11 protein-coding genes are annotated in these 11643 nt (G+C 32.0%); 6 read left to right on the top strand and 5 right to left on the bottom strand.

From position 1 onward, the window contains the following. Position 1: 1 nt before the first annotated feature. From GN138_RS10385 to mraZ, 3 genes are all read right to left on the bottom strand, one after another. Entirely contained in the window at positions 2-328 is a 327-nt protein-coding gene (locus GN138_RS10385) for an FtsL-like putative cell division protein (protein WP_157363809.1), read from the bottom strand. 177 nt (positions 329-505) lie between these two features. Beyond that, a complete protein-coding gene (rsmH, locus tag GN138_RS10380) occupies positions 506-1402 on the bottom strand; it encodes a 16S rRNA (cytosine(1402)-N(4))-methyltransferase RsmH (RefSeq protein ID WP_157363807.1) in 897 nt (298 codons plus the stop codon). Further along, positions 1389-1859 (bottom strand): division/cell wall cluster transcriptional repressor MraZ, encoded by a 471-nt coding sequence (gene mraZ, locus GN138_RS10375; protein WP_157363805.1) that lies wholly within the window; start codon positions 1857-1859, stop codon positions 1389-1391. Before mraZ ends, rsmH begins: the two co-directional genes overlap by 14 nt. Before the next feature lie 284 nt (positions 1860-2143). Here mraZ and GN138_RS10370 point away from each other — a divergent pair, with 284 nt between their 5' ends. After that, positions 2144-2908: an alpha/beta fold hydrolase gene (locus GN138_RS10370; protein ID WP_157363803.1), complete on the top strand. Its 765-nt coding sequence runs from the start codon at positions 2144-2146 to the stop codon at positions 2906-2908. A gap of 144 nt (positions 2909-3052) precedes the next feature. Next, positions 3053-3667 carry a ribosome biogenesis GTP-binding protein YihA/YsxC gene (gene yihA / locus GN138_RS10365; protein ID WP_157363801.1) on the top strand — a complete coding sequence of 205 codons (615 nt, stop codon included), beginning with the start codon at positions 3053-3055 and terminating at the stop codon, positions 3665-3667. Here yihA and GN138_RS10360 read toward each other — a convergent pair. Together GN138_RS10360 and GN138_RS10355 are read right to left on the bottom strand one after the other, a co-directional pair. Continuing rightward, positions 3664-4758: an ABC transporter permease gene (locus GN138_RS10360; RefSeq protein WP_157363798.1), complete on the bottom strand. Its 1095-nt coding sequence runs from the start codon at positions 4756-4758 to the stop codon at positions 3664-3666. The genes yihA and GN138_RS10360 overlap by 4 nt on opposite strands. Before the next feature lie 6 nt (positions 4759-4764). Beyond that, a complete protein-coding gene (locus tag GN138_RS10355; protein ID WP_157363796.1) occupies positions 4765-6894 on the bottom strand; it encodes a carboxy terminal-processing peptidase in 2130 nt (709 codons plus the stop codon). A gap of 251 nt (positions 6895-7145) precedes the next feature. On the opposite strand from GN138_RS10355, the gene surE reads away from it, so the two are divergent. From surE to GN138_RS10335, 4 genes are all read left to right on the top strand, one after another. Continuing rightward, positions 7146-7919 carry a 5'/3'-nucleotidase SurE gene (gene surE, locus GN138_RS10350; protein ID WP_157363794.1) on the top strand — a complete coding sequence of 258 codons (774 nt, stop codon included), beginning with the start codon at positions 7146-7148 and terminating at the stop codon, positions 7917-7919. A gap of 16 nt (positions 7920-7935) precedes the next feature. Beyond that, positions 7936-9057 carry a lipid-A-disaccharide synthase gene (gene lpxB, locus GN138_RS10345; protein WP_157363792.1) on the top strand — a complete coding sequence of 374 codons (1122 nt, stop codon included), beginning with the start codon at positions 7936-7938 and terminating at the stop codon, positions 9055-9057. Positions 9058-9068: 11 nt separating this feature from the next. Next, positions 9069-9578, top strand: a complete 510-nt coding sequence (locus GN138_RS10340) for a C40 family peptidase (RefSeq protein ID WP_157363790.1) — start codon at positions 9069-9071, stop codon at positions 9576-9578. A 124-nt stretch (positions 9579-9702) separates the two neighbouring features. Next, positions 9703-11643: a ComEC/Rec2 family competence protein gene (locus tag GN138_RS10335; protein WP_317162734.1), complete on the top strand. Its 1941-nt coding sequence runs from the start codon at positions 9703-9705 to the stop codon at positions 11641-11643.

The following is an 11643-nucleotide window of genomic DNA, read 5'->3' as shown; positions in this document are numbered from 1 at the left end:
TTTATTCTTTTTCTTGTTGCGACTTAACTATTATTTTTGTTGGTGGGTTTAAGGATATCCCAATTCCTTTTTTTTTCATTTCAACTTCTACAAAAGATTCTTTTTTAAGCTGCATTAGCTTTCCTCTTTTATCTACAAATGCAGAGCGTAATTCTTTTACCTCATTGGTTAATTTTGCAATCTCATAAACCTTCTGGTCGGCCTTATGAGAACTAGCAATCATTATTATAGCTAAGACAGAAATTAAAATGATGATACGCCAATTTTTAAACGAATCATCACTGATTAGAAATTTCCCTCTGAGTATGTGGTATATATTTTTTCTCATTTCAGCGCTCCCAAAAGCAGTAATCTCATTTTATTATACTTTAATATGCCTATATTATTTTTAGAGGTATTCTTATTTTGTTAATTCTCTGAAATTCCTGCTAAGCTTTTTCAACTTAGCAGGATTTATTTCAATCAACAGTCCCCTCAATAATACCATTTAAACTAGCCGAAACTTTTATAGCTTTTTAGCTACACGAAGCTTGGCACTTCTTGCTCTATTATTTATTTTTATTTCTTCTTTTGAAGGTGTAATTAATTTACCAACCCTTTCAAGAGGCACTTCAAAATTCCCAAACACATCACGCTCTGGTTCGCCTTCAAAAAGACCGTTTCTAATGAATCGTTTCACCAACCTATCTTCTAAAGAATGGTAGGATATAAAACTTAAGCGACCCTCTGGCTTTAATATTTCTGGCATTTGAAGCAACAATTCTTTTAGCACCTCAATTTCTTGATTTACTTCAATCCTTATTGCTTGATAAATCTGCGCCAAGACTTTATTCTCTTTTTGATGATTTAGAAATTTCTTTAAAACCGTTTTTAACTGTTCACTGGTTTTAATTACCCCTTGTTTTCTCGCCTCAACAATTACTCTTGCCATAGCAGGTGCCTGTCTTAATTCACCATATTGCAAAAGCACTGCTTTTATTTGCTCTTCGTCATAATCATTAATAACCTCAAAAGCCGAAAGCTGATTATCTTGATTCATTCGCATATCTAAATCTGCCTCGAATCTTGTAGAAAAGCCACGCTCTGCGACATCAAATTGATGCGATGACACCCCAAAATCAGCTAAAACACCATCAACCTCTTTTACACCATAAAATCTTAAAAATCGTTTGATGTATCTAAAATTCTCATTGATTAATACAAACCTTTCATCATCAATCTTGTTCTCAAGAGCATCTTTATCTTGGTCAAAAGCGTATAATTTTCCGTTTGGCCCTAAACGCGATAAAATTTCACGACTATGTCCTCCACCACCAAACGTAACATCGACATAAACGCCATCTGGCTTAATTGCTAAACCATCTACGGTTTCTTTAAGTAAAACTGCATTATGATACTCCATTTTCTTCATCGTCTTGTCCCATTACCTCTTCGGCTAAATCAGCAAAATCTGAAGCCGCATCATCAATAGCTTGTTCGTATTTATCTTTATCCCAAATCTCTAAAATATTAACAGCAGAAGCCAAAACGACTTGTTTGCTAATTCCGGAAAAACTGATTAAATCTTTCGGAATTAATAATCGCCCTGTACTATCTACCTCAACAATTTTAACTCCAGCAGTAAACCGCCTAATAAAATCATTGTTCTTTTTCTTAAAGCGGTTTAGTTTGTTAATCTTCTCCATCATTTTATTCCATTCAGACATTGGATACAATTCTAAACATGGCTGAAAAACCGCACGCTTTAGAACAAAACCATCTTGCAAAGCCGACGACAACTGCTTTTTGAGCACAGCAGGAATCATTAGCCTTCCTTTGGCATCAGCTTTACATTCGTATGTTCCTATAAATGAATTCAAAAGGTTTCGTTTACCACTTTAACGATTAAGAATCAAAGATATTGAAAAATTCACCACATTTTACCACATTCTACCACATTTGTTGATAAGTTTTACATAAAACCAGTATTTTTTCGTTTCAACACCAATAAAATCCTATATTAAAGCAGCATTTAAAAAGTGGTAATTATTAACAACTGATTTGATGTTTTCCATTTAAAAAAATGACTTATAATTTTCGTATATTATTTATATTCTAAAGGATTTAGTTATATTTGTTTTAAATACACAAGGCTAACTTATACATGGCACACCTTTTAAAAAAAGAAAAGGATTATAGATATATTGAAGTAGGAGAAGGTACACCAATTATAGTGTTACACGGACTTATGGGAGGACTCAGTAACTTTGACGCTGTTACTAAGCACTTTAGCTCACAAGGCTATAAAGTAATTATACCAGAGTTACCCATTTACACGATGTCTTTACTAAAAACCAACGTAAAAAGCTTCGCTAATTACCTAAAATCATTTATTGAATATAAAGGATTAGACAAAGTTATTTTACTCGGAAATTCACTTGGCGGACATATTGGACTATACTATACAAAACTAAACCCTGAAAAAGTTAAAGCTCTTATTATTACCGGAAGTTCTGGATTATACGAGAGCGCAATGGGCGGTGGTTACACTAAAAGAAGTGATTACGAAGTTATAAAAAAGAAAGCACAAGACGTTTTTTATGACCCAGCTGTAGCCACAAAAGAAATTGTTGATGAAGTCTACGAAACAGTAAATGACCGCAACAAACTTATTAAAACTTTAGCCATTGCTAAAAGTGCAATTAGACACAACATGGCAAAAGATTTACCTAATATGAACATTCCTGTTTGTATCATTTGGGGTAAAAATGATAGTGTTACACCACCTGAAGTTGCAGTGGAGTTTGATGAATTATTGCCAGATTCTGAATTATTCTGGATTGATAAATGTGGCCACGCTGCAATGATGGAACATCCCGAAAAATTTAATACTATTTTGAATGGATGGTTAGAAAAACGTGGATTTTAATCTTAGCATTAATCCTTGCCAAGAGAAAGGAAATACTGTTGTAGAAATAAAAGCCTATTAAAATAAATTTGCACTTTATTGCGTAAAACAGAATTACCTTAAAGTATAATATAAAGAGACGCCTACTTTCGTGGGAAGTTTGAGATGAGAGTAAAATCAGCTGAATTTGTAGTAAGTAATTCTGAGGTAGAAAAGTGTCCTAAAAACCTACTACCAGAATATGCCTTTATTGGCAGAAGTAATGTTGGAAAATCTTCACTGATTAACATGCTTACTGACCGAAAGAGTTTAGCTAAAACCTCGGGACGACCAGGAAAAACGCAACTTATTAACCACTTTTTAATCAATAAAAATTGGTATTTGGTAGATTTACCTGGTTACGGTTATGCACGTGTTTCTAAATCTTCAAAAAAGAAATTTCAGAAATTTATTACTAATTATTTTGAACAAAGAAAGCAACTCGTTTCTGCTTTTGTTTTAGTTGATATTAGACACAAACCTCAACCTATAGATTTAGAATTTATGCAGTATTTAGGCGAAAATGAGATTCCATTTGGTATCATTTTTACTAAAGCAGATAAACTAAAACCTCAGGCTATTGAGCGCCACGTAGCGGAGTACTGCCAAGAACTACTTAAATTCTGGGAAGAACTACCGCCTTATTTTATAACATCATCTTCAAAAACTATTGGACAAGAAGAGGTTTTAGGGTTCATTGAAGCAACTAATAACGAGATTGAGCAACTTAAATCTCATTAAGTTTTTACATCCAAAGCATCTCTAAGGGCATTACCAACCAACATAAAAGCCATTACCAATAACATAATACAAAGACCTGGAATTAAAGCTAAGTAAGGCTTACCCAAGATAATATAGTTGTAATGGTCTTTTATCATTGCGCCCCAACTAGCCATTGGTGGTTGCGCACCAATACCTAAAAAACTTAAACCGCTTTCTATTAAAATGGCTGCTGCAAAATTAGCTGCAGAAATTACAATTAATGGGCCAAATATATTAGGTAAAATGTGTTTTGTAATGATTCTGTAATCATTGTAACCTAAGGCTTTTGCTGCTGTTACATATTGCATCTGCTTAGCACTAATAATTTGTCCTCGCACAACTCTAGCCACTTCTACCCACATGGTTAAGCCTACTGCTATAAAAACTTGCCAAAAGCCTTTTCCTAGGGCTATTGTGATAGCTATAACTAACAATAATGTAGGAATAGACCAAGTTATATTAATTATCCACATGATAACAGCATCTATTTTTCCACCATAATATCCGGCTAAACTACCAAATAAAAGGCCAACAATTAATGAAATTAACACAGCTATAAAACCTATAAAGAATGAAATTCTAGAACCAATTAAAACACGACTTAAATAATCTCTTCCATATTTGTCGGTACCAAAAACAAAGGTTCTTGTGTCTATAAATTCTTTATAATTAGAATTAGGAAACTTGGATATTTTAATTTGTTTATGTAACCCTTTTAATCCATCTGATGCATATTCTACATAAGTTAGTATATTCTCATTTACCTCATAGGATTGTATAGGAATTTCAGTGTCTGTATTATTTTTTCCGAAGAATAATTTTGATAAAAAGTTTTGATTTGATGGAATATCTGAAGGCATCTTTAATATTTCCACTTTAAATCCTGGTGCTTTAGAATGAATAGATAAATGCATCTGATTTGCATTCTTGGAGGCATCAGGTGCAAACAAATAGGCGAAAATTGAAATTAAACCAATACAAAAAATAATTCCTAAACTAAAAACGCCCCAAAAGTTCTTTTTAAACTTTTGAAGCGCCAATTTTGACAAAGCATTTTTCTGCTTACTCATAAACTATTAATTCTTAACAGAATTAACCATTGTACGTTTAATGCCATGGGCAATATTTAAGTCGTGTAACACATTTACAGCTTCTTCTACATATACATCTTTTGCTAAACTTAAATGCCAACGGTTACGTTTTTCTTTTAAAATAGTGTCTTTATCCATTAATTTTAATTCGTAGGGTAAAGAATTAAAAGTTAAGTTTGTTTTATACTCAGAAAGCTTAGAGAAACGTTTGGCTTCTTCTTCATTTATTTCCATTTCTTTTTTGTAATCTTCATAGTTTAAAGAATACGTTTCACGATCTCTAATTTTCTTAACCCATTGTGCATTAGCATCAATTAATTTTAGCTGCTCATTTGCCGCCATACGAGCTTTACTTTTATTTATTGTTGCTTCATAATCAAAATAATTTTGCCATTCTTCATAATCAGCTGCATCTATTTTATCCCAAGGTAATGGGTTGTTTTGATCCTTTTCCCCTATATCTATATAACTATAACGATCCGGAACAACAACATCACTCTTCACGCCTTCTAATTGTGTAGACCCTCCATTAATTCTATAAAATTTTTGAGTGGTAAACTTTAATGCTCCCATATCTCCATTGGTGTTATTTCTTACCATACGATTGAGATCAAAAACGGTTTGCACAGTTCCTTTTCCGTAAGTCTGCTTACTTCCTATCACAATTGCTCTTTTATAATCTTGCATAGCTGCAGCCAATATTTCTGAAGCCGAGGCAGACAATTCATTTACTAAAATTACTAATGGACCATCCCAAACTATAGATTTATCTTTATCACTCAATACCTCTTTAGGACTACCTGTTTCTCTTACTTGCACAACTGGTCCTTCTTCAATAAACAAACCTGCAATATCAACTACAGTTTGTAAAGAACCGCCACCATTATTACGTAAATCCATTACAAGCCCTTCTACGCCTTCTTTTTTTAATCTTATAATTTCTTGCTTAATATCTGAAGCTGCATTTCGTTTGTTATAGTCTTCAAAATTGATATAAAACTTTGGTAGGTTGATAAGGCCAAATTTCTTTCCTTCCTTTTCAACAATAGAAGATTTAGCATAAGTTTCTTCTAGCTCAACGATATCTCTTTTAATTGAAATATCTTTAATGGTACCATCTACTTTCTTTAATGTTAAGGTTACTACAGTGCCTTTTGGTCCTTTAATAAACTTAATAGCATCATCTAAACGCATACCAACCACGTTTAATGCTTCTTCTTCGTCTTCTTGTTTTACTTTTAGAATTTGATCACCAACTTCTAACTCGTTTGCTCTCCATGCTGGTCCTCCACTTATAATTTCGTTTACCATAATGCCATCGACCTTTTTCTGAAGTCTAGCTCCAATGCCTTCAAATTTTCCAGAGATATCTCTATCAAAACGCTCTTTATCTTCTGGCGCAAAATAAAATGTATGTGGATCAAACTCTTCTACAATAGCGTTAATGTATACTGAGAACCAATCTTCTCTTCTTCTATCTTCAATGTAATCGTAAAGCTCATCTAGAGATTTTTTAGTTACTTCTCTAGCTTCTGCCTCTATCTCTTTTTTAGACTTATTGGTTTTTATCTCTCTATTTTCAGAATCTTGTTGTGAAAGAGCATCGTCGTAATTAGCAATTGTAGAAAACTTTAATTGCAATCTCCAACGCTCATTCATTTCTTTCTTATTATTCACATATGCTAAATCATCATAATCTGCTGAGTATTCTTCATTGATTGAAAAATCAAAAGGCTTGCTTAATATCTTATTGTAGACTTCTTTAGATTCTGCAATACGTTGTAGCAAACGATCGTGTGTAAGATTAAAGAATGACAAATCGTAAGCCTTAATTTCATCATCTATACTATTTTTATACGCCTCAAATTCTTTAATATCTGAAGCATAGAAATAACGTTTAAATGGGTCTAAGTTATCTAAATAAGCATCAAAAACGTTGGATGAAAAATCATCATTAATATCTTTTGGATCAAAATGACCTTGGTCTAAAAGATAGGTAATTAATTGTATTAATAATTTGTCCTTATCTGGATCATCAAACTTTTTACTGGTAAAACTACATGAGGCAAATGCGATTAACAATGCAAGTAGTAAAAATTTATAATTCCCTTTCATTCTTTTTTATTTTTAATTTGGTAAAATGTTTTTGCCATACACCTTATTGCTTCAATAGAACACTCCTCTCTTATAGCAAAATTCACTTTTCTTAAAACTCTTTTTAAGTAGGCACTGAATATTTCACTAAAATAGAAGAAAAAACCGTGCCATAAAAAAACATGACACTAATTTTTTGTTAAAGCAACAATTACAAACAGAACAAACCCTTTTTTATTACTTTTACATTTCATATAAATCATTTAAACCAAATGTCTCAACGGCCTTTAATTTTAGTTACTAACGATGATGGTATTACAGCGCCAGGAATAAGAACCTTAATTTCTGTAATGAATACTATTGGAGACGTCGTAGTAGTCGCTCCAGACAGTCCTCAAAGTGCTATGGGGCATGCTATAACCATTAATTCTACTTTGCACTTAGAGAAGATAACTATTGATGGAAAGCAACCAGAATATAGTTGCTCTGGCACACCTGCAGATTGTGTAAAAATGGCTGTAAATGAAATTCTAGAGAGACGTCCAGACATTTGCGTTTCTGGTATTAACCATGGATCAAATTCTTCTATTAATGTAATTTACTCTGGCACAATGAGTGCTGCATTAGAAGCTGGCATAGAAGGTATTCCTGCTATCGGTTTTTCGCTACTAGATTTTAACTGGAATGCAAATTTTGATCATTGTAGGCGTTTTGTTGAAACTATAACTAGGCAAGTTTTAGAAAACGGTTTACCAGATGGTGTTGTTTTAAATGTAAATCTTCCTAATTTGGAAGAAAAAGCTATAAAAGGTATTAAAATTTGTCGCCAAGCAAGAGCCAATTGGAAAGAAGAATTTGATAAACGAACTAACCCAATGGGTCGCGATTATTATTGGTTAACCGGAAAATTTGTAAACATGGACCAAGGTGAAGATACTGACGAGTGGGCTCTAGAACATGGTTATGTTTCTGTAGTCCCTGTTCATTTTGATTTAACGGCACACCATACCATTCAGAAATTAAACACTTGGAAATTGAATCCGTAAAACAGAATTATTAGACATGAAATATTACATCATTTCTGGAGAAGCCTCTGGTGATTTACATGGTTCTAATCTTATGAAGGCTTTGTTTAAACAAGATCAACAAGCAAACATTAGATTTTGGGGAGGCGACCTTATGCAGCATGTTGGTGGCGAAATGGTAATGCATTACAAGGAACGTCAGTTTATGGGTTTTGCTGAAGTGATTTTAAACCTTAGAAAAGTTTTAGGTCATATTAAATTCTGTAAAACTGATATTGAAAAATTTCAACCAGATGTCATTATTTTTATTGATAATTCAGGGTTTAATCTAAGAATAGCCAAATGGGCAAAAGCACAAAACTTTAAAACGCACTATTATATTTCGCCACAAGTTTGGGCTTCTAGAGCAAGTAGAGTAGAAAAAATTAAACAACATGTAGATGCCATGTATTGTATTCTTCCTTTTGAAAAGGAATTTTACCAAAAGTATGATTACGATGTTCATTTTGTTGGCCATCCATTAATTGATGCTATTGCAGAACGACCACCTGTAGATGAGCAATCTTTTAGAAAAGAGCACAACTTAAGTAATGAATCTATAATTGCACTATTGCCTGGCAGTAGGAAACAAGAAATCACTAAAATGCTTGGTGTTATGTTAAGCTTGGTAGACGATTTTAAAGATTATCAGTTCGTCATTGCAGGTGCACCAAGTCAAGATTTTGAGTTTTATAAACCTTTTATCAAAAAGAAAAACATAAAATTTATATCTAATAAAACCTATGATTTATTAAGTATTTCTACCGCAGCATTGGTTACTTCTGGTACTGCTACTTTAGAAACAGCTTTATTTAAAGTTCCTCAAGTGGTTTGTTATAAAGCAAATGCTATTTCTTATCAAATTGCAAAACGCATTATAACATTAAAATACATTTCCTTAGTGAATTTAATAATGGATCGCGAAGTGGTAACAGAATTAATACAAGGCGATTTAAATAAAGAACAACTAAAAAAAGAATTAACCGCTATTTTAGATACCAATAGACGTGAAGAACTTTTCTTAGATTATTATGAATTAGAAAAGAAACTTGGTGGACAAGGTGCTAGTGCAAAAACTGCGAAGTTAATTTATGATTCTATAAGAACTAAAGAAGACTAAAATCGTCCTAAATGAAAAAGCTAATTCCGCTTATCCTACTACTTTTAATTGTTACTAGTTGCAAATCTAAAAAAACGGTTGTTACTAAGAAAAAACAAACCCATACTGTAAAAGCTAAACGTACAGAAAATGTATCTAAAGATGCCGCATCTATTGTAGAATATGCTAAAACCTTTGATGGCACGCGCTACAAATATGGTGGTACCACTAAAAAAGGCATGGATTGCTCTGGCTTAATTTACACCAGTTTTAGCAAGCACAACATTAATTTACCAAGAACAACCTCTGGATTAAAAAGCACAGGAGATTGGGTAGACTTAAAAGAAGTAAGAGTTGGTGACCTCGTATTTTTTGCTACGAGTAAAAATAGCCGAAAAGTAAATCACGTTGGTATAGTCACAAGTGTAAGAACTGGTAATGTGGAATTTATACATGCTTCTAGCAGCAGAGGTGTTATGATTTCTTCTATAGCCGAAAAATACTGGTACTTTTCATTTGTACAAGCTAGACGCGTGCTGTAAATTCTTTTTTTCATTATATTAGTAACTCATTATCATGAAGTTACTAAATTTTACTTTTATAAAACTGACTCTTTGTTTAGTCATTGGGATAATTTTAGCCCACTATTTAAAGCTAAATTTTTACGTGGTTTTATATTCTACCGTTTTACTAGTTATAGGTATTGGTGTTTATTGGTTTTTGCTAAAATCTAAAATAAATCGTTCTCCTCTTTTTGGTACTATGACATTTACTAGTATGATTGGTATAGGAATAATTGCGTACCAGCTTCAAGATGAAACACAACGACAACATCATTATTCTAATTTAAATACTTCTAAAACTTATAATGAAATTGTTTTTCAAATTAAAGAGCGCTTAAAATCTGATATTTATAACGATAAATATATTGCTTCTATAAAATCATTTAATAACGAAGAAGCTATTGGTCATTTATTGATTAATATTAAACGTGATAGTCTTTCGAAAACATTAAATATTGACGATGTAATTTTTACATCAACAGAATTTAAAGTAATTCAAAAGCCATTAAATCCCTTTCAATTTGATTATAGTGCTTATCTCAAACTAAAACAGGTTTATCATCAGTTGTATCTAGATCGGACCAATATTTTACAACTCTCGGATTCTAAATCTACAATTTATGGTTATGCAGACCAACTACGGACCAAAATAAACTCAAAACTTATTGAAGCTGGTTTTAAAAACGAAGAGCTGAGTATTATTAATGCACTTTTACTTGGCCAACGACAAACCATAGATAAGTCAGTTTATAATAATTATGTAAATTCTGGGACCATCCATATTCTAGCCGTTTCTGGGCTACATGTTGGTATTATATTGTGGATTCTAAATTTTCTATTTAAACCACTACTCTATTTAAAACATGGTCATTTTATTAGGCCTTTTATTTTGGTAATTATACTTTGGAGTTTTGCCGTAATCGCTGGCCTCTCTCCTTCAGTAACTAGAGCTGTTACTATGTTTAGTATTATTAGTATTGCCATGCACCTAAAACGACCTACTAATATTTACAATACCCTTGTAATTTCTGCATTTGTAATTCTTTTATTGAATCCTGTTTTTTTATTTTCTGTAGGCTTCCAGATGAGTTATTTAGCTATTATAGGTATTGTTAGCGTTCAACCTATTATTTACAAATTGTGGAAACCTAAATTTATAATTCTAGATAAATTATGGCAGATTTTCACCGTTACTTTGGCTGCACAAATAGGTGTTGTACCTATTAGTTTATTTTATTTTCATCAGTTTCCTGGCTTATTTTTTATTTCTAATATTGTTGTTATTCCTTTTCTTGGTTTAATTCTTGGTTTTGGGTTGCTTGTTATTGCATTGGCTTTAATTGGATTTTTACCTAAACTACTTGTTTCTATTTATAGTTTTATCATTGAAAGTTTAAACAGTTTTATAGCTTGGGTTGCTCAATTTGAAGACTTTTTGTTTAGAGATATTCCGTTTACACTACTTCAAGTAATAGTCGCTTATATTTTAATTATTACTTTGATACAGGTTTATAAAATGCGTAATTTTAAATGGACAACGATGAGTCTAATTGCAATACTTACACTTCAAGGGGTTTACTTTTATAATAAATATCAAACTCAAAATGACGAATTCATTGTTTTCAATAAGAATCGTTATTCAATGATTGGCATAAAAGAGAATGAAGAATTAAGGGTGTTTCACAATTTAGATTCTATTCAATTCAAATCAAATCATGCTATAAAAAATTATATAGTTGGTAAATCCATAGACTTTTTAATTAGCGATAGCTTACAATCAGTTTATCAATATAAAGATAAAACTATTTTAACCATTGATAGTTTAGGCATTTATAAGGGAATTACATTTAAGCCCAACTATATCTTATTACGAAATTCTCCAAAACTGAATTTAAATAGACTAATAGATAGTTTAAAACCGCAACAAATTATTGCAGATGCAAGTAATTACAAATCGTATTTAAAACGTTGGAAAGCTACTTGCGAGTATAAAAAAATCCCTTTCCATCAAACAAATGAAAAGGGCGCTTTTATAATAAATTAA

The organism is Winogradskyella endarachnes (assembly GCF_009741275.1).
GTDB lineage: Bacteria > Bacteroidota > Bacteroidia > Flavobacteriales > Flavobacteriaceae > Winogradskyella > Winogradskyella endarachnes.
The sequence above is the reverse complement of the archived record's forward strand: the minus strand, read 5'-3'. Positions and strand labels throughout refer to the sequence as shown.